The sequence below is a fragment of the Dyella sp. genome, from assembly GCF_035277725.1.
Classification (GTDB): Bacteria; Pseudomonadota; Gammaproteobacteria; order Xanthomonadales; family Rhodanobacteraceae; genus Dyella_B.
Genome location: NZ_DATEJY010000127.1, coordinates 1 through 19,832, shown reverse-complemented (window position 1 = coordinate 19,832; position 19,832 = coordinate 1). Strand labels below are relative to the sequence as shown.

General features: G+C 58.6%; 16 protein-coding genes. 7 read left to right on the top strand and 9 right to left on the bottom strand.

Annotation, left to right across the window (positions count from 1 at the left end):
• The first annotated feature begins 254 nt into the window (after positions 1–254).
• Entirely contained in the window at positions 255–1,073 is an 819-nt protein-coding gene (locus VJR68_RS11910; protein WP_324147891.1) for a trypsin-like serine peptidase, read from the top strand.
• Between the two features lie 401 nt (positions 1,074–1,474).
• Here the strand turns inward: VJR68_RS11910 and VJR68_RS11905 are convergent, their stop codons facing one another.
• The gene (locus VJR68_RS11905) at positions 1,475–2,176 is read right to left on the bottom strand and encodes a hypothetical protein (protein ID WP_324147890.1); all 702 of its coding nucleotides are present in this window, start codon (positions 2,174–2,176) and stop codon (positions 1,475–1,477) included.
• 25 nt (positions 2,177–2,201) lie between these two features.
• On the opposite strand from VJR68_RS11905, the gene VJR68_RS11900 reads away from it, so the two are divergent.
• Positions 2,202–2,396, top strand: a complete 195-nt coding sequence (locus tag VJR68_RS11900) for a hypothetical protein (RefSeq protein ID WP_324147889.1) — start codon at positions 2,202–2,204, stop codon at positions 2,394–2,396.
• 116 nt (positions 2,397–2,512) lie between these two features.
• Here VJR68_RS11900 and VJR68_RS11895 read toward each other — a convergent pair whose 3' ends face one another.
• Together VJR68_RS11895 and VJR68_RS11890 are read right to left on the bottom strand one after the other, a co-directional pair.
• Complete coding sequence (locus tag VJR68_RS11895) at positions 2,513–3,061, bottom strand: hypothetical protein (RefSeq protein ID WP_324147888.1); 549 nt, start codon at positions 3,059–3,061, stop codon at positions 2,513–2,515.
• 272 nt (positions 3,062–3,333) lie between these two features.
• On the bottom strand, positions 3,334–4,836 hold the full coding sequence (locus VJR68_RS11890) for a PLP-dependent aminotransferase family protein (RefSeq protein ID WP_324147887.1): 1,503 nt from the start codon (positions 4,834–4,836) through the stop codon (positions 3,334–3,336).
• Between the two features lie 191 nt (positions 4,837–5,027).
• Between VJR68_RS11890 and VJR68_RS11885 the strand changes: the two genes are divergently transcribed.
• From VJR68_RS11885 to VJR68_RS11870, 4 genes are all read left to right on the top strand, one after another.
• On the top strand, positions 5,028–5,651 hold the full coding sequence (locus VJR68_RS11885; RefSeq protein WP_324147886.1) for a YkgB family protein: 624 nt from the start codon (positions 5,028–5,030) through the stop codon (positions 5,649–5,651).
• Between the two features lie 185 nt (positions 5,652–5,836).
• A complete protein-coding gene (locus tag VJR68_RS11880) occupies positions 5,837–7,429 on the top strand; it encodes a carboxylesterase/lipase family protein (protein ID WP_324147885.1) in 1,593 nt (530 codons plus the stop codon).
• Between the two features lie 342 nt (positions 7,430–7,771).
• On the top strand, positions 7,772–7,924 hold the full coding sequence (locus VJR68_RS11875; RefSeq protein ID WP_324147884.1) for a hypothetical protein: 153 nt from the start codon (positions 7,772–7,774) through the stop codon (positions 7,922–7,924).
• A gap of 28 nt (positions 7,925–7,952) precedes the next feature.
• Positions 7,953–9,347, top strand: coding sequence for an SH3 domain-containing protein (locus tag VJR68_RS11870; RefSeq protein ID WP_324147883.1), 1,395 nt, complete (start codon positions 7,953–7,955; stop codon positions 9,345–9,347).
• 60 nt (positions 9,348–9,407) lie between these two features.
• On the opposite strand, the gene VJR68_RS11865 is transcribed toward VJR68_RS11870, so the two are convergent.
• The 4 genes from VJR68_RS11865 to VJR68_RS11850 all read right to left on the bottom strand — a co-directional run bounded on the left by VJR68_RS11865 (position 9,408) and on the right by VJR68_RS11850 (position 14,615).
• The gene (locus VJR68_RS11865) at positions 9,408–9,875 is read right to left on the bottom strand and encodes a hypothetical protein (protein ID WP_324147882.1); all 468 of its coding nucleotides are present in this window, start codon (positions 9,873–9,875) and stop codon (positions 9,408–9,410) included.
• A gap of 61 nt (positions 9,876–9,936) precedes the next feature.
• Positions 9,937–10,470, bottom strand: coding sequence for a hypothetical protein (locus VJR68_RS11860; protein ID WP_324147881.1), 534 nt, complete (start codon positions 10,468–10,470; stop codon positions 9,937–9,939).
• A gap of 204 nt (positions 10,471–10,674) precedes the next feature.
• Entirely contained in the window at positions 10,675–11,715 is a 1,041-nt protein-coding gene (locus VJR68_RS11855; protein ID WP_324147880.1) for a glycoside hydrolase family 43 protein, read from the bottom strand.
• Positions 11,716–11,813: 98 nt separating this feature from the next.
• On the bottom strand, positions 11,814–14,615 hold the full coding sequence (locus VJR68_RS11850; RefSeq protein WP_324147879.1) for a TonB-dependent receptor: 2,802 nt from the start codon (positions 14,613–14,615) through the stop codon (positions 11,814–11,816).
• Positions 14,616–15,222: 607 nt separating this feature from the next.
• Here VJR68_RS11850 and VJR68_RS11845 point away from each other — a divergent pair.
• A complete protein-coding gene (locus VJR68_RS11845; RefSeq protein ID WP_324147878.1) occupies positions 15,223–17,019 on the top strand; it encodes a chloride channel protein in 1,797 nt (598 codons plus the stop codon).
• Positions 17,020–17,133: 114 nt separating this feature from the next.
• On the opposite strand, the gene VJR68_RS11840 is transcribed toward VJR68_RS11845, so the two are convergent.
• Together VJR68_RS11840 and VJR68_RS11835 are read right to left on the bottom strand one after the other, a co-directional pair.
• A complete protein-coding gene (locus tag VJR68_RS11840) occupies positions 17,134–19,023 on the bottom strand; it encodes a hypothetical protein (protein ID WP_324147877.1) in 1,890 nt (629 codons plus the stop codon).
• Positions 19,024–19,540: 517 nt separating this feature from the next.
• Positions 19,541–19,832, bottom strand: a 292-nt coding sequence (locus VJR68_RS11835) for a sulfotransferase (RefSeq protein WP_324147876.1), incomplete at its 5' end; no start/stop codon positions are given.

Here is a 19,832-nt window from a genome sequence, read left to right as displayed (position 1 = left end):
AGACAACACGCTAACGAGCTGCATGATACGAAGCAGTTCTAAGGGGAATCGTCACGAAACGAAGGAGGCGTCTCGTTATGTCAACACTCTTACGTGTTTTGGTCTTCGTTTTTGCATCAGCAGTCGCGCTTCATACCCGGGCGGGAACACCCGCCCCTACGCATGATCAGCACGCTAGCGTCCCATTCGACGTTGTTATAAGTCCACCAGCCCCGAGCCGGCAAAAAATCATCGACTTTTGGACGCGGGAACGAATGGAAGAAGCTTGGCCGGCCAGCTTTTCGCCACCTTACGGTGGAGATCCGATAGAGCCTTTCTTGGATCCGAAGGCCGACCATTCTGGCTATACCCTGATGCCAAGCCCGTACGCCAGTCATCTGTTCTCTCGACTCACGGGCATCCTGTACTTCCGTCGAGCGAACACAAATGGCGAGGGTTATGTTGTACAACATTGCTCCGCGTCGATCATTCACTCCATTAGTCAGAACCTAATTCTCACTGCAGCCCATTGTGTCCATGAACCAATCCATCATGTGTGGAATGACATGTTCATGTTCGTTCCAGGCTTTGATGGCAAGCAGGCACCTTTGGAAAAGTGGCCCATTCAAAGCACCTATATTCCAGGGCAAGACGCGCAGGAATCGCCGGAGACGGATATCGCAGTAGCCCGCGTTTACCCATTGCCGTCTGGCAAGACACTTGAGGCTGAAGTGGGTCCCGGCACTGCTTTTTTTCCTCACGTGAGCACCAACGAGAACGAAGCGTTCTCGATGGTTAAAGACGTCGGCTACCCATCAGTCTCGCGATTTGGCGAAGACCCTGTCTATGAAAACGCGGAACAACGCCAATGCAATAGCGGCACTGCACCCGGGAAAGAAAATCCCAAGACCTTGTTGCTGCTGAATTGCACGCCGCAGGCGGGCAATAGCGGTGGCCCAATTGTCAGGCTCTTCAACCCACCCTTTGAGGTGGTCGGCGTGTTTGTCAAAACCAATCCTTTGGCAGGACAAGCCCGTTTGTTGCCGCAAACCTTTGTACCGATTTACAAAGCGGCCGATTCGACACCGAAATAGACTTTTAGCTCGAACGCTACCAACGTGGTCATGAGGGTGCGTTAGATTCAATGACTGTGAGCGTATGGCATCTGACAAGGCACACGGCACAGATGATAACTGTGATTATCATCTGTGTGCATTTTTGGGTATGCGAGCCCTATCTTGAAGGAATAAGTTGGCTGACGCGATCATTTATGATGAATGGTTCAACAGCTTCCGAAACTTAATCACTTCAATAATGTTCGTAGCCGCCAAGGCCGCCCCTGTCACCGCCATCTTGTTACTTGCACACCAATCCAATTCCCACTATCCGACTGTCGACCTTCGCATAAAGCCCGCGGTGCAAGCTGCCGGTCACGAGTGCTTTGAGGCGTTGGCAAATGCCTACGCGGCGTACGTGTGCGTCAAAGTTTTTTTTCTCAAGGCGTGGTGCACTTCAGTGACATCTGATACGCATTCTGTCCTTGCGCATAGGCATCACTTGCAGCGCGATCTTCGCTTTGCTTTACCAGCTCGGGGTCAGGGCCAACCGGTGTATGCGCGTTGTCCATTTCCATTTGGAAATAGGTGATGTCGGCATCCATGGATGCCAGATACGCCCGTTGCGCTGCTTTGGCGCAATCGTCTTGCAATGGTAAGTCGGCGAGCTTCTGCCGTATTTGTTGCAACGTGGGTAGCCGTCTTTCGATTTCTTGCTCGGGCAATCGAAAACCCAGATTCCCCTCCGCCGAGCTCCACTCAATCCAGACCGTCGCAAGATCGCTGGCATCGGTGCTGGTAGGCAAGCCGTGCACGATGGGCCGACGTGGCTTGTCGATGGGCATGTCATCGTTGCTTACTGTTGATGCGGATTCGGCGGGTGCGGCGTCGTGTGCAATGAGATCTTGTGCTGCTTTGGCGCGGTAGTGGCGTAGGGCCGCCATGCATAGGAATATGGCGAGGAATATTCCCACGCCGATAAGAAGGCGGTTTTGCATTTGGATCCCCCGATCCCGCCGGGTGGCGGCGCCGATAGTGTTGCATATTCCGTGCAGAACCACGCCCAGGTATGTTTCGCCAATTCCGTGGAAGCGGCGAAGTTCACGTCGGCGGCCTGGTGTTCTGTTGAGCCTTTGGTACACGAAATCCTTGTGGTGGGCAGTGGGCTTGCACGCTGGATGGGATTGGGGGCAGTCGTATTTCTATGGAACACCCGACAGCGGCCTGACCATGCAAGGCCACCTGTTTACGACGCATCCAAGCGGCAATCCACTGTTGAGCGGCGGTTCCACGGGGCCCGAAGGAAGCTTGTGCATGCTGCCATTGCTGCTGCTGATGGCGTTCGGAATGTGGCTATGGTGAGGACGCCTGGCGCGGCCAAGGCATTTGCCGCCAAACGATGCGGATGGTGCTACGCCGACGTGAAGGGAACAGGTGCGCACCTGTTCCCAAGCAGCCGCGCGCACGCACTGCCGTTATCACTTAAGCCGCGTCAGATCCGCCTTGAACGCAGTCGCCCATGTTCGGCCTCCGTCCTGGGAATAAGCAATTTCGTAGCGATGCGAGCTGGGCGTGATGTCAGACCAGACGCCGCGTACCAGCACGTTGCGGCCCTTATACACGCTGGTACCGTAGAACTCGCCACGACCGTTCTTGAAGCTGCCGATGGTCGGCGCTTCCATCTCTCCTGAATCGCCGTCGACGTAGGTTTGGCTCCATTGCGCAGCTTTCTTGTTGTAGACGAAGAGGGTTGCGCCTTCCCAATGTCCATGGGGACCATCGGCCTCGATTTCTTCCAGCCATGCATGCCCATTCCAGACCGGCCGTGCGGTCTTTGTGCCGTCCATGACGACCGTATGAGTGCCGCCATCGAAGGGGTCCAGCACTTGCGTGGCATGGGTATGCCAAACCCCGCGACAGAAATCGAAATCATGCGAGCCGTCGCGAAGCGCCTGTGCTCCGGCGGATAAAGACGCGCCGGCAAGCACGCCGACAAGCACGACTCCACGTAACAGTTTCCACATCATTGCAGTCTCCGTATCAGCAACCTGGGAAGTGACTTTAGGGAAAAGCCGTTGGCCTAGCTGGGCCAATGAGGGAAATTTAGGGTGGGCCATTTCACCGGCATGTGCCCTCACGCCAGCGGCCAGGGATGCTCTGATCTATTCCATGCACCCGGCATGACGTCCAGATGGCCCGCAGGGTGTGTTGCGTGGCGCAGGGCAGACTGGCCGTCTGTTCAAGCCGCGCGGCGCGCATACAGTGCGGTAACGGGTACATGGAATAGATCAGAGCATCCCTAGAGCACGCGGCGCAATGCCTTCAACCCTTGCGCGATGCCGTCGAGGTCCACCGCGCCGTAGCCGAAAACCAGGCCTTCCGCGGTGGGCTTGCCAAAAAAATAGCGCTCGAACGTATGCACATGCACGTTCGATTCCAACAACCGCGAGGTGACGCGTGCCAAGCGTTTGGGTTGCATCGCGAACGCCGCCACGTGCATGCCGTAGTGCGATGGCATGGGTGCCAGGTCTTCCACGAACTCTGCTTGAAGTATGGCTTCGATAAGGTCCCGTCGCCTTCTATAGACATCGCGCAGCTTGCGCACGTGCTGCGCCAGGTGGCCCTCGGCGATGAAACGGGCCACCGCCATTTGCGTCAGCGTCGGGCAATGCCAATCGAGGCAGTTCTTCGCCATGGTCAACGCCGGCATCGCCCACTGGGGTGCAATCACGAATCCAAGGCGCAGCGCGGGAAGCATGCATTTGGAGAAGGTGCCGACGTAGAACACGTCATCAGCGCTTGCCGTGGATCGCAGCGCTTGCAGTGGTGTGCCGTCGTAGCGGAATTCGCCGTCGTAGTCGTCTTCAACGATGACAGCGCCATGCTTGCGCGCATAGTGGAGCAGCGCGGCCCGCCGCGGCGCGGACATGGATACGCCGAACGGGAACTGGTGCGAAGGGCATACGCAGACGATCTGCACAGTGACCGGCAACGCATCGACCACCAGGCCTTCCGCATCGACGAGGATCGGCACAAGCCTGGCGCCGGCCGCGAGAAAGGCGGCGCGCATCGGTGGGTAGCCTGGGTCTTCCATCGCCACGGTCGTCACACCAGGCGTTACCAGCACACGGGCAAGCATGTCGAAGGCCTGTTGCGCACCGGCGGTCACCAAGACATCGTCTGGCTCGCATACCACCGCGCGCGAGATGCCGACATGGGTGGCGATGGCCGCCCGCAACGGGAAATGGCCCTGGTTGCCTTGGGGACTTTTGAACGCCGGCGGCTTCAATTCCATTCGCCGCAGTTGCTTGGCACTAAGCCGGCGAAATAGGTCGAACGGAAATAACCGTGGATCGACCAAGGCAGGCCGAAAATCCAGGAACGCCGTTGCGCTGGGCGTGCTTGTACGCGAATTGTCGTGCCAGAAGTTGAGTGCCTGGACCAGCTCAGGCCGCGACCAGTGCGGACTCAGGCGCGGATCGGGCGTGTGCTGTACCGGCAACCGTTCGCGGGCGGGACGATTTTGCTTTGCCGCCACATACGTTCCCGATCCTTGCCGGGGCTGTACGAGTCCATCGATCGCCAGTCGCGCATACGCACGCGCCACGGTGTTTCTTGAAACACCGAAAAAGATGGCTGACTGACGCTCCACCGGAAGCTTGGCGCCGGGAACCAGCCGGCCATCGAGAATGGCGGCGCGTAACTGTGTGTAGACGGATTCCGCCGACCGGCGGCTTCCGCTGGGCGGAGGATCGAAGGCGATTTCAAACAGGTTGCTTGCAGCTTCCCCATCGTTTGCCACACGTTTTTCCTCCAGCATGCCAACCGCCGCCAAAGACTATCTCCTCCTTTGCCCGCACGGGGAGTCCATCGCCGGGTATGGGGCAGCACGCTTCACCCTTTTCCGCGCCGCGTGCACGCGATCCGGATTGATACTCTTGAGCATAAAATTGCTGTAATCGAGCATTAAACAAAGTGCACCCGGCGCCTAGAGTGACTGCACTTCAACGCAAACCCAGGTGTGCTCCCATGTCTCGCATGACGACTCCAGCAGATGCGGCTACCGGCGACGCCGCTGGCATTTTCGGCCAAACCCATAAAGCGGCCGGCACAGTGATCGACAAAGTGATTGTCAGACTTGCAGGGATATCGCTATTCAAGGATGAGCTTGGCCATCACCTGATTCGCGCGGCGATGGTGTTTACGTTTGCCATTTTTGGTTATCAGAAGTGGTACAGCTTTGAAGCGCATCAGATCTCGCCGCTGATCGCGCATAGCCCGCTGGTTTTCTGGCTGATTCCGGCGTTTGGCATCAATGGCGCGGGATACTTTCTCGGTACGACGGAATGGTTGTTTGGTTCGCTGCTCTTGCTTGGTTTTTGGTATCGCAAACCCGGCATCTTGGGAGCAATCGGCTCGACCATTACATTCCTCGGCACGGTGTCGATCATTCCGTTCCTGCCGAATGCCTGGGCGGTGGAAGCCGGTGGATTTCCAGTGATGTATTTGCCGGTGGCGTTTTTAATGAAGGATGTGTTGTTTCTGGCGGTGTCGCTGTATCTATTGCAGACAGATATGAATCGGGCGGCGGCGGAATATTCGCGGAAGAATCCGTAGTCATGCGCAGGTTGGGGTGAGCGCAACGCGAACCCCAACATCCCGACGCTTACATAGTCATGTTGGAGTTCGGCCGCGCCTCACTCCAACCTACATAGGCTCGCGGCATGGGGTGGAGCTGCGTGCGGCAAAGCGAATATAGTCGCGGCGATACGGCTCGCACTAACCCACCAAAGACCTGGCCCATGCTCACTGCATTCATGCGTACACGCTGCATTCTTCCCGCACTGGCTATCGCACTCGCCGCCACCGTCGCCTCTGCTACCGACTCGCCGCCCATCGCCACTGTCGCTACCGGCAAGCTGGCCGGCATTCATGACAGCCAGACCGGCTTGAACGAATTCAAGGGCATTCCATATGCCGCACCACCGATCGGCCCCTTGCGTTGGAAGCCGCCGCAAGCCGTTGCGTCGTGGACCGGCGTGCGGCAAGCCGATCGTTTTGGGCCGCGCTGCATGCAGCGCCCCATCTACAACGACATGATGTTTCGTTCTAACGGCGTGAGCGAGGACTGCCTGTACCTCAACGTCTGGGCACCCCCGCACGGTGCGGACGCGAAGCTGCCGGTGCTGGTGTATTTCTATGGCGGTGGCTTCCAGGCCGGTGATGGTTCGGAATTTCGTTACGACGGCGCCAGCCTTGCCCAGCGCGGCATGGTGACGGTCACCATCAGTTATCGCTTGAACGTGTTCGGCTTTCTGGCCTTGCCGGAGCTGGCGGCCGAATCGCCGGAGCATGCCACCGGCAACTACGGTTTGCTCGACCAGAACGCGGCCTTGCGTTGGGTTCAGCAGAACATCGCGGCATTTGGTGGCGATCCGAACCAGGTGACTATCGGTGGCGAATCGGCCGGCTCCATGTCGGTCTCGGCGCAAATGGCCTCGCCGCTGTCGAAGGGTTTGATGCAGCGTGCGATTGGCGAGAGTGGATCCGTGCTTGGCAATCTCAAGCCGCGTCCTCTGGCGCTGGCCGAGCAGCAAGGCCAGGATTTTGCGAAGCATGTCGGCGCCCATTCGCTGGCGCAGTTGCGCGCCATGGATGCCAATACGTTGCTCAACGCGACCGGCGACAAGGACGTGCAGGAATTCATGCCGACCATCGACGGTTACTTCTTCCCCCGTTCGCCGGAGACCATCTATCAGGCCGGCGAGCAGGCGCATATTCCGTTGCTGGTAGGTTCGAATTCGCAGGAAGGCGATTATCCGAACTTCCTCGACAACAAGGCGCCGACGCCAGCGAACTATCGCGCGGCGATGGAGAAGCGCTACGGCAAGCATGCGGCGGAAGCGTTGAAGCTTTATCCCGGCCATACCGAAGCGGAAGTCAAAACGTCCGGCACGGCCTTCGCCGGTGATGACTTCATTGCGTTCGCCACCGGCCGCTGGATGGCCATGCAGCACCAGACCGGGCAAGCGCCGGTGTATTACTACTACTTCACCCAGCCCCGTCCAGCGAAGCGTGATGGCAGTGCCGGCCCGGACAAGGGCGCGGTGCATAGCGGCGAGATTGAATATGCGCTGGGCAATCTGGATACCAACCACGTCTTTGCGTGGACGGCGGCCGATCACCATGTGTCGCAGATCATGGAAGGTTATTGGGCCAATTTCATCAAGACGGGGAATCCCAATGGCGCCGGCTTGCCGGATTGGCTGGCGGTGGCGAGCAAGGATGGTGGCTTGCTGCGGCAGGTGATTGGTGCGGATACGCATGAAAGCGTGGATCACAACGCGGCGCGGTATGAGTTTATGCAGCGTGCGGAGCCGGATGCGCATCTTTGATAGCGACTCGATATCGATCGCGCTCATTCAATCAGCTTGATTAGCGTTGAGCCTCAGCGAGGCGAGATACGGTCCCCTCCCCTGCGATAGCAGGGGAGGGCTAGGGTGGGGTGCGAGCGCAGCGAGCGGCAACGGAGTTGCCTTCGTGTATGCGCAAAAAATTATTTCGCAGCACCCGACTGCGCGCTAAAGCATTACCCCAACCCTCCCCTACTGGCGTAGGGGAGGGAACAGGTCTCCGCACCGCCCGCTGTCCGCGCAACGCGGACAAACGTCCGCGGACACGCGAATGTCTTCTGCCGAATTTCAAGAGATGGCTTTACCATGCGGTTTTCCGTGGGCATGCGCGGTTGGCACGGGCTTTGCCCTATCTACCTTGCAAAGCTCAATCACTCACGGAGAATCACCATGAAATTCGAAACCCTGATGCTGCACAGCCTGTTCGCCGCCTGCTTGCTGGTTTGCGTCTCGACGCTGGGCGCCATGCTGGTCTGAACTGCTGCAGCCAATACAAGGACTCTTCATGCAAATCATGGCACGCGTCATCGGCAGTCTGGCATTGGCCCTGGCATGCACTCACGCCTTTGCGCAAAACGCCACGCTGCCGATTCCGCCATCCGGCGTGATCGGCGTGCAGGAGGCGATGCTGTCGCCCGATTACTGGATTGCCAAATTGCACGCACCCGATGCGGTGCTGATGAGCCGCGCGCAGATCGATGCGCAGAACCAGCACATGTTCGCTACCGATCCCAGCATGTATGACTTGCAGCGCATCGACCCCACGCTGAGCCGCGCGCAAGTGGAAAGCTGGATCAGGAAAGTTTCCAAGATGCCGGACAAGACGCTGCTCGATGAGCACGATCAGCCGATCCCGGCCGCGACTCTCAAGAGCATTGCATCGAACGTCGCGTTCGACCGGATTCCCGCGCAGGTAACAGCGCGCTATGGGTTAACGGTCCACCGCGTATCGCTGCGCAATTTCCCCACCAACCTTCGCGCCTTCCCCGGCAAGGGCCTGCAGGACTTCGAAGCTTTCCAGGAAAGCGCACTGTTCCCCGGCGACCCGGTCGCCATCGTGCATGCCAGCCTGGATGGGCAGTGGTATTTCATTGTCAGCCCGCGCTATGCGGCGTGGGTGGAAAGCTCGGCCATCGCCATCGGCAAGCGTGAGGATGTCTTGGCGTATGCGGCAACGACGCCGTATCGCGTCGTGACCGGCGACAAAGTGCGTACCGTCTACACGCCCGAGGCGCCGCAGGTTTCCGAATTGCAGCTCGACATGGGCACGCGCATTCCCCTCGCGCGGTTGCCACCCGACCAGCCCGTCAATGGCGAAGGGCCGTACGAATCATGGACGCTCGATCTGCCGGTCCGCAGCAGCGACGGTTCGCTGCGCTTCCAGCCCGCGCTGCTGCAGCGGAAGCTGGACAGCAACGCCGATTACCTGCCGCTGACACAGGCCAACATCGTCCGCCAGGCGTTCAAGTTTCTCGGCGAGCGTTATGGCTGGGGACATTTGTATAACGGGCGCGACTGCATCGGCTTCGTCTCCGACGTATATCGCAGCATGGGCGTGCAGATACCGCGCAACACGGGCGACCAGTCACGCAGCCCTGCCCTGCACTTCCGCGCCTTTACCGCCAAGGACGATCACGCCGCACGCATGAAGGCGATCACGGAAGCGCAAGTGGGCGATCTGATCTACATCCCCGGCCACGTGATGATGTGCCTGGGCTGGAACGACGGACAACCATATGTGATCCATGACGTCCGCGGCCTGGTGTTCCGCGATGCCAGCGGCAAGATGCGCTGGACCAAGACCAACGAAGTGTCGGTCACGCCGCTGCTGCCGCTGCTGATCGGCGACAAGCTTTCCTATGTCGATGCGATCACCAGCATCGTGCGCATGCGTCCGTGATGGATTGAAAACGGGCGAAGCGAATAATGCACTGCCCACCGTTTTGAGGCGGGCAGCTTTTCAGCGCTTACAGGCGAACGTCGAGAACGTGTAGTACTGGACGCTATCACGATCGGCGCGATTCCAGACTTCGCCCACGCTCTTGTCGCCCTCGCTTTGGGCGTTGCCGATACTGCCGCCCCACATCATTGGGTATTTGTGGCGGTACAGCTCTCCAGCCACGACAACACCCACATGGCCATGATGGCGGGGCGGACAGTGATCCTTCCCTTTCAGTAAAACCAGCACGAAGGCGCCATTGGCAGCGAGCCTTTGTGCTTCTTCGCCACCGTCGACCTTCTTCCAAGAGGCGGCCACAGCGCTTGCAATGCCGTCGGCATCGGCCGTTGCAGGCAAGGGAACGCCAAGCTGGGCGGCGACTGCTTTGACGAATCCCGAGCAGTTGTCCTTGTTCGGCGTGCCAGGCAGAAACGAGCCTTCCCACGCGCTTTTGCAGGCGTCTACGATGCATTGATCAGCATTGGCCATGGCTCAAGTTCCTTGCGAGTCAAGGTGGATGGAGGGAAAGCTCGGTTGCGCCAGTACACCATCAGCTGTGGGATGGCGAGGGAGAAGACGATGCTGTTGGGACAGCGCGAGGCCGACAGGCCTCATCCAGCCTTACCGTCTGGGGAGTGCCGGAGATCGGTTGCCAGGTGATCTGCGATCCGTGAATGCTCCAGTGAGTGCCGGATACGTCAAGCTCGTCGATCTTCTTGCAAGTCCGCACGTCGCGAAACACCAGACCGTCGTAGGAGCCGCTGAATTCGGTGGTGACCAGCACCTTGCCATCGGTGCTGATGTAGACGCCGTTGCGTGCCCACACGCCGCCGTCTGCTTCGCAATGATTCCCACTTTTCAGGCTGGTAATGACCAGCGGCGGCTCAGGGAAAACCGTAACGGCTCCCTTCGTTCGATAGTTGTGGAAAGTCACCCGAACGTCTTGCAATTGGCCGCTATACAGTTCGCCGTTTTCGGCGGTATCCGGCTTGACGGTAATCTGCGCAAGCTCGCAAGCCTTGCTGGGTATTTGGCTCAAAAGCGCCAAGGCGCTTGCCAACGTCAATATTATGCGTCGATCCATTGCTATCCCCTGTAGGGTGCCGTTCCGGTCAGCCACGTGCGAAGCGTCGCGTGCAGCAGCTTAACGGGAACTGCAGGTGCTGCAAAGATTGAAACGTGCCCCGGCGGGCAGACACTACTCGGTTGGGATGAGTGGAACGCAAACCCCAATACGCCTGGCTTGGCACCCATGTCGGGGTTCGGCGTTGCCGCACCCCAACCTACATCAACGCTTATCGCCCGATGGCATTGGCAGCGGCACCCCTGGGTCAACCGGCACACCAAGCACCGGCGCGCCTTGTGCATCGAAATGCATCGGCTGCATACGGATGTCACGGCATGCATAGGCGGGTTTGCATGTCAGCCGATCGATGGCGTGATAGACGTTCCAGTATTCACGCCCGTCCGGCGATGGCACGAACACGACGGAACCAGGGCCATATACCTTGCCGTGATGGTCGAAGATCGGGCCGGTTTTTTTCCATGCGGAGGCGTCCAGCGGATTTGCGCCTGGCTGCAATGTAAGCAAGCCCACCGCGTAATCATTCGGAATCCAGCTGGCGCTGCCCGAATAGGTGATGTAGTTGCGTCCGTGCCGCGTATAGCCGACCGGTCCTTCCTGGATGGGTTTGTCGCGCGTTTCCCAGGCTTGATCCGGTGTGGAGAGATACACGATTGGGCCCGCTACTGTGACTGCATCGCGCATGGGGGCGAGGCAAATGCGCTGCGGAAAGGTGGCGTCGGCAAAATTGGTGCAGGACCAAGTGAGATAAAGCCTGCCATCGGCTGCCGTAAATACGTCGGGATCGATACCCCAGCGATCGCTCGATAGATGGAGTTGGCCATGAGGCAGACCGGTGTTGGCTTCATGGAACATACCTGGTCCAGAGCCTGTGCTGCCGGAACTCAGTACAAACAAACGATGGTGATTGTTGTCGCCATCATCGGCGGCGTAATAGATGTACCAGCGGCCGTTCACGCGGTGCAGTTCCGGTGCCCAGATTTCGTGGGCATTGGGATCGCTGGCATGGGAATGCGTCCATACGCCGATCCAAGGCGCCTTGGCCAGGCCACTCAGGCTGCGCGATGTCTTGACGCAAATATCGGCTACACCGCAGTGGGAACCGGAGTAGTAATAGGTGCCATCCACACAGGTCACCCACGGATCCTGGCCCCGAAAAACGGGATTGGTAAATGTTGCTGCCATGCAGGTTTGCATCAGCAGCGAAGTGGCCAGCGTCAGGATGCAGGCAATGATGTGTTTCATCGATCTTGATATGCCGCTTACTTGCTGCGCCTCAAAGTCGCTGGGCCCCGGCTTTCGCCGGGGCGACGACGCTTGGGTGCTGTTCCCGTCACACACCTTCAGAGCTTAAAGCGCACACCCAACCCCACCGAGCGATCCTGGTAACGCAAATCCTGCGGCAGGCCGGTGCCCGGCCCGGCATATTGATGGAAGTTGTTGCCAAGCAGATTGGTGGCATTGAGCACCACGGTGAGGTACTTGTTGATGTCGTAACCCAGCGAGAGATCGAGCTCGCTGGCCGGCTCGTCGTACATCTGCGCGTTATTGCCGAGCACACTGGAACTGGCCAGGAAAAATTCCGGATAACGGCTGCGGAAGTTGTACGCCAGCCGCACCGACCAGCCGTATTTTTCATACATGGCCACGATGTTGTAGTTGTTCTTCGAGACGTTCTGGAACGGCGCGCTGATAAAACCGCTGCCATCCATCGCTGGCGTTTTCAGCTTGCTCTGGATGAAGGTGTAGTTGGCTTGCAGGCCCAAGCCGCTCCATGGTCCCGGCAGAAAGCTGAAGAACTGCGTATACGCCAGTTCCGCGCCATCCAGATGTCCCGAACCGGAGCTTTGCGGACCGGAGATCAAATACGTGATGCCGCCGATGTTCTGCTGGAAGGTGTAGTTTTCGATGTAGCCGGTGATGTCGTGGTAGAACAATCCGCCGGTCAACGAGCCCACGTCGCTGAAATACCACTCCAATGTGGCGTCATAGCTGTTGGATTTGGTCGGTTTGAGGTATGCATTGCCGCCGGCGCCGGTGGCAATGGTGTTGGCGGTCGGCGGACTCAATGACAACGACGGGTTGAGCTGGGTGAAGTCCGGATACTCCAGCGTCTTGCCGGCCGACAGGCGCATCTGCAGGTTGTCGGTGAAGTGCAGATTGAAGGTGGCATTGGGCAGCGCGGCGCGCTGGCTGGTCGTCAAGCCGATTGGCGAAAAGAGATTGGCAGCCGTGTCGTACGTATAAGCGTTGAGATTGCGGTTGATGCGCTCCAGGCGCACACCCAGCACGCCATCGAACGGCAGCCCGAACAGATCGCCGCCGTAGTTGGCCGAGCCATACAGCGACAAGGTCCGTTCCGTGATGTTGAAGTACTGGCTGTCTTGCGCCGGCAGGTTGCCGGGCGGCATGCCGTAGAACGCACGCAACGCATCCTTGTTGTTGATCAGATAGTTGTAGCAGCCGGTCAACGCACCGCCCGGGATCGACGCAATGCTGGGCACGTTGCAGAAATAGGACGAGCCAAACAGCGCCAGCACGTTATTGGCCGGATTGGGCTGGCCATTGGCCAGGTACGCACCACCTGGCGGCGCCTGGTCGAATTGCGCGCCACTCGCCTGCGCCTTGGTATCCGCATAGCGCACACCGAAATTCACCATGCTGAAGAAGCTGTTGCCGGTGTCATACGAACCATCCGCACGCCAAGCCTTCTGCGTGGCGCGGTTGTCATTCCATTGCTGATACAGGCCATTGAGGTAGTAGTTGGCCGGATTGTTCTGCGGATTGCCCACCAGACCCCAGTTATTGGAGTAGTTGTAGTAGGTGGTCAGCGGATTCGCATAGGCATTGAGGAACGTGTCGATGACGAAGCGCTCGTTGTAGTAGCTCGATCCGTTCAAGGTGAAGTCGGTGGAAAGACGCAGGCGATCACCCTTCCACTTCACGCCGATCGCATTCTGGATATTGTGGCCCCAATCCTGGTGCGCCTGTGTACTGGTGGCGGCGTAGTAGTTGCCGGTGAAGCTGGCGCCGGTCAGCGGACAGATGGTCTGCCCGTCATACGGGGAACCGGTCAGTCCAATCGGGAAACAGGCGCTGCTTGCCGTAAAGCTCGAAGGCGCGACGACATTCTGCGGACCGGAGAAGTAATACGGCTGGTTGTACTTGTCGGAAAGCCAGGTATACAGGCCTTCCATATACACTTCCGTACTGCCGTTCGGGCGCCATTGCAGGGCGTAATTCGCTTCGGGGCGCTGGCGATAGCCGATGTTGTAGTTGGCGCCGTACTGGTTGGGCGCCACCAGCAGATTGCCGTTCGATGCGCGCACCGGATTGCCTGCACCATCCGTCAGCACGCGCGTCAGGTTATCGTCGACATACGACACGTTGTAGTCGTAGTGCATGGTATTGATGCCGGCACTGAGCAGCGCGCCGAACTCGCCGGCATCCGTTTTCCAGCGGTCGCTGATCAGAAAGCTGCCGTTGGGATCGGTATGTGAGCCATACTTCTGGTTGGTTTCGGTGAAGGTGGTGGCGAGCTTGAAGCCGTCGAAATCGAACGGACGAAAGGTGCGTATGTCCACCGTGCCGGCGATACCGCCTGTCACCATGCTGGCATCGGTCGACTTGTAGACATCCAGGCCGCTTACCGCGGTCGCCGGCAGATCCTGAAAGGAAAATTCGCGGCCGCCGGCATTGAATATTTCGCGGCCGTTGAGCGTGGTCACCGCATTAGGCAAGCCGCGAATCACTACGGTAGTGGTTTCGCCCTGGAAGCCTTGCGCCACTTGCACGCCGGTGACGCGTTGCAAGGCATCCGCCACGCTGTTGTCTGGCAACTTGCCGATGTCTTCCGCCACGACCGAATCGACGATCATGGCCGAGTCCTGCTTGATGGTTTGCGCGCTGCGCAAGCTGTTCTGCAATGGCGTTACCACCACTTGCGACAGAGTCGTGGCGTTTTGCGGCTGATTGCCTGATTGTGGTGATGCGCCGTTTTGCGTCACAGGCCGCTTCGCTGTCTTTTTTGCGGACGTAGTCTGCGATGGATCCGTGCTCTGCGCGGAGTCAGCGGCGTGCGCCACAGGAAGTGCGGCAAGCAGGGCCGCCGCGAGCAAAGCTTGGGGAATGCTGATGCGAGTCATGATGGCTAATCCCTCCCACGGTGCTGCAAGCTCTGCCTGCAGCAGGGTTGTGCGTTGTGCTCGGAGGACCTTCATCATGGAAGTCGCCAAGGCAGCGCTGAAGCTTTAAGGTCTTCCTTCACCGTGATAAGGCGATGCAATCATATTGTATGATGATTTGGCAAGAGCCATGCGTTTGCTTGCGGCATCGCTATCGCGACGCAGCAACGTTGCATGCTTGCATGATGAATTTGCGAAACGTCTTTGCTTGAAAGTAGATGCGTTGGCGCTTCACGTCTTGTATGCAACCTTTCGTATCACGAAATTCTGCGATGCGTCACTTCCATGAACCATGCGATGTGTGCGTGACGGTTGCCAATGTAGGCCGGACGAAAATCCCAGCATCACCCTGCCAGGAAAGCTGGGATTTCATCCCCGCCTACGTGGCGCTGCATCACACATGTATGACCACCGTGAAGACATCATGCACCTGATCACCACGCGGCAATACGCTATTCTCTCTACGCCGCATGCGTGCCCGCCGCACTGGCCCGCACAAACTTGCGTTGACTCCGAGCGGGTCGTGCAACACCCGTCGGACCGTGATTGACAGTCATTTGGAAACCCTATGACCAGCATCACGCACCTTATCCGGCGCATCTACGAGAACTGGAAGCGCGACACGCTCAGCCAAAGCGACTTCCGTCCCAGCGTCAGCATTCTGAAACTCTCCTTGATGGCGGTTTTCATCGGCATCGCCGCGGCGCTGGTAGCGTTCGTGCTTTACCGCATGATCGGCCTGGTGACCAACGTGGCATTCCTGCAGCGATGGTCGTTCGATTTCATATCGCCTTCGCTTGGTCATTCGGTGTGGGCAATCGTGATCGCACCGGTCGTGGGTGGCCTGATCATCGGCCTGATGGCGCGCTTTGGTTCGGATCGCATTCGCGGCCATGGCATTCCCGAAGCACTGGAAGCCATTCTGTTTCGCAAGAGCAAGATGATGCTGAAGGTGGCGATCCTCAAACCGCTATCGGCGGCGGTGGCGATCGGTACGGGCGGACCGTTCGGCGCCGAGGGGCCGATCATCATGACCGGCGGCGCAGTCGGCTCCTTGTTCGGGCAGATGTTCTACCTCACCTCGATCGAGCGCCGCACCTTGCTGGTGGCCGGTGCGTGTGCGGGCATGGCTGCCACCTTCAGCACGCCGATCGCGGCGACCTTGCTGGCGGTGGAATTGCTGCTGTTCGAGTGGCGTCCGCGCAGCATCATTCCGGTGGCGATCGCCTGCTTCGTGGCCGACACGCTGCGACCATTCCTGCTCGGGGGCGGTGCGCTGTTTCCGATCGCGCCGGAATTTCATCTACAGCTGGTGGACATGTGCATGGCCGCGGTCTGCGGCTTTCTCGCCGGCCTGCTCGCTACGGCACTCACGGCAGCCGTCTACAAGGCCGAAGACGGTTTCACCAAATTGCCGATTCACTGGATGTGGTGGCCAGCCATGGGTGCTGTCGCCGTCAGCATCGGCGGCCTGATCGAACCGCAAGCGCTGGGCGTGGGTTACAACGTGATCGGCGAGTTGCTGACCGGCAAGCTGGTCGGCAGCGCCATCCTGGTGTTCATGGTCGTCAAATCGCTGATGTGGGTGATCTATCTGGGCTCCGGTACGTCGGGCGGCGTGTTGGCACCGCTGTTGGCCTTGGGCGCGGGGCTCGGCGGGTTGGAGTCGATGGTGTTTCCCGGCAGCAATCCCTTGTTGTGGCCGCTGCTAAGCATGGGCGCGATGCTGGCTGGTGTGATGCGTCTGCCGTTTACCTCGATCCTGTTTGCGTTGGAGCTCACTCGCAACGCCAGCGCGTTGCCTGCCCTGCTGGTCGCTTGCACGACCGCTTATGGCGTCAGCGTGTTCCTGATGAAACGCTCGATTCTTACCGAGAAGGTCGCTCGCCGCGGCTTCGATATCTTTCGCGAGTACACGGTGGATCGGCTGGAACACATGGCGGTGAAAGACGTAATGAGCACGGAAGTAATGACCGTTTCCGGCGAGATCAGCGTGCGCGAGGCCGCGCAGAAGTATTTTGGCGCCGATCAAAAATACCGTGCCTATCCGGTGGTGGATGGCGAAGGCCGGCTGCTGAATATCATCAATCGCGAAGAGATGGCGCGTTTGCGGCAGGCCGATCCCGATGGCACCAGCCGGCTCGCCGATGTGCTTGGCAAGGATCCGGTGGTTTCCTATCCCGATGAAAGCTGCAAGACAGTGGCGATCCGCGCAGCGGTGGAAAAGCTTGAACGCATGCCAGTGGTAAGTGCCGACCGGCAAATGCTGCTTGGCGTGGTCACGCGTTATGACTTGTTGAAACCCTATACGCATCATCACGAAGAAGAGCGGATACGCGAACGTTTCTTCAGAAACCATCGATAGCAAAAAAAACCAGCGAAGGGGACTTCGCTGGTTCACCAACGGGTGATTACCGGGAATCGTCGCTACTGACTGAACCGACGCGCACGCAACGTGTGCGCCTGCATGGACGTTGGGTTACTGCACCAATGTCATGGCCATGATCTGCACATGCGCGTTATCGGGCAGTTGGATGCTCTGGACCGGCTTCGGGTTTAAATGGAACGTGTAGTGGTAGAGATAGCTGTTGCCATTGCGCTGAGGCAGCCTGGCGGCCTGCAATTCGCCGGCATAGCTTTGCGGGTTGGAGCGGTCGCTGACGCTTTGCGTGAAGATCGATTTAGTGCCGTCGGTGTAGGTGACCGTGAAGGTTTGCGAGGTCTGATGCCCGTCCACCGCGGCACCCAGCCATTGCAGCGTGGAGAACTGTCCCACCGGCAGGCTAATCGTTTGTCCCGCGGCACTGACGACATGGGCGGCATTGGCCTCGCCGAAGCGATACAGCACGTCGTTGAACTCCAGCGATGATCCCGGCAACGGCGCCGTGCCATTGCCGCTGCTGATCGCGCGCTGATTGAACGAAGATGCGAGATTGACCGACACTGCATTGGTGGCGGGATTGCTCACTGCATAAGACAGCACCGCCACGTTGCGATTGCTCGGCAGCAGCACGCTCTTTACCGTCTTGGTGCTGTCGATCGGGAATGCGTAGCCATACAGGTAGAACGTGCGGTTGTCCGCGGTGCCGCTGCTACTGTCGCGATACGCCATGGTGACGGCTTTCGATTCACCCGCATAATTTTGGGGCGTGAACCAATCGCTCAGGCTCTGGCTGATGACGGTGCTGGTACCGTCAGTGTAATTGACGGTGAAAGTTTGCGATGCCTGATTGCCATTGAGGCCGGTCGCCAGAAGGCTCAACTCGCTGTACTGGCCTTGCGTGAGATTGACGGTGCCGCTGCTATACGCGTTGGCCGTATTGGCCGCACCAAAAGTGAAGGTGTTGCCATTCCAGCTTTGCGAGTTGCCAAGCAACTTGGCGGAGTAGGCATAACCGTCGCCATCCAGGCCACCCGTGGTGAACGACGTGCCATCGCTGTAGATGCCATATACGGCAGGCTGCGCGGTGCTTGAGCCAAGGCCGGCATTGATGGCGCTGGCGTAGGCAGCGGTTTCGTTCTGGCCGTTGTAGGTCTTGCCGGCGATGTCGTCGTATAGCCAAAGGAAAGCACCGGTAATGCCGCATTGCGAATGCCAGCTGCTCATCGCGCTTTGCGCTTGTGGCGGCGTGTCGTCGGCATCCCAGACGCCGGGATAGACCGGCACACTGCCGAAGTTCCAACCCGAGCAAGGACTGTTGCCCGAGCCGCCGGCATAGGTTTGCAGATGCACGCCATCGACTGTGCCTGGGCGCTGACTGTTGATCTGCGAGACCACCGACGTCCAATACGAAGCATTGGTGTACGGATCCACTTCCACGTGATAGCCAAGGTTGCCGAGCATGACGGCGAAGGCGACGGTGGAAGCGGCGTCGTAGCTGTTCTCGTCATCGAAGTCGATGGCATCGACCGATGGCAACGCCTGTTTGAGCGCCTGGAAATCCTTGTAGAGAATGCTGTTCGATCCGGTGCCCTGTGCGTTGACCAAGGCCTTGATGTCCTGCCAATCGCCGACATTCGACGAACCGATGCTGAAGGTGATGCGCTTGGGCGTGCCTTGCTTCATGGTCACCAGATCCGCCGCGAACGACGGCCAGGTGTTGTTGCCTACGTAAGCGCCATTGGAGGTCAGCGGAAATTCGCCGTTGAAATTCAGATTACCGGTCGAGCCGACTTCGACACTCCAGACCACCACTTCGGTAAAGCCGGAGTTTTCGATTTCCGAGATATTGCTCGCCACGTGCTTGTACATCGGGCCGCCACCGAAGATACCGGTGTAGCCCGTGCTTTGGGCATGCGCGCCTGCACAGGCGAAGGCGAGCGCCGACGCCAAAAGCATCAGCGCGGGTTTGCGCTTGATCTGTTTCATGGACATGTGTCTCCTCTGCCTTTCGGCAGGTTGGCTGTTGTTGAGCGCCTTGCGTGCGGGATGCTTTTGCAAGGCGCGAATCCACCCCTGAGCCATGACGGTCGCCATGGCCCTTCAGCACTGCTTTTGAGAGATACACAAACGGGTCAACTACTGATGCGACTACGGGCGAGATGCATGCCTCGCCGTCTTCCCCAGAATCCAGCGGTTACCGATTTTTTTGAAGCGCTGTATAGGCTCGCGACAAGGGCGTTGCCATGCCTCGAGTGGGTTAATCAATAAGGCTGCGAATAAGCGCTGTCAAGAAAAATTTGTCTCGATCCAAATTTAGATTTTCTAAATCTATCTATTTGATATAGATGAAATTATTGTGACGATGTGCTGCGTAACAGCAAAGACGCTTGGATCGATTTAATTATGGTGGGGTTTATGGGTGTTGCATGTGCAAAAAGCATCGTGAATACACGTAGGCTGGGATGAAAATCCCAGCATGCATGACGCACCGAATGCTGGGATTTCATCCCAGCCTGCTTAGCACCTCACGCAATGGATCCAGCAGTGCGCCATAACGTGGTGCACGCGCGGTATCGTCGCGCAATGGTTCCCGCACTTGCATCGCGCTGGGCGTGCCGATCGCGCGCTGTGTTTCGTTGAAGCGCAAACATGCTTCTTCGAATGGCAAGCCACAAAAGGCGAGCAAGGCGCGAATCTGTGCTTCAGGATGTTTGGTCAGGTCTTCATACACGAACGGATACACGTGCGCAGGCTCTTTGCCGGCCCAATACGTCGTCGCCGCATCGAAGCTACGC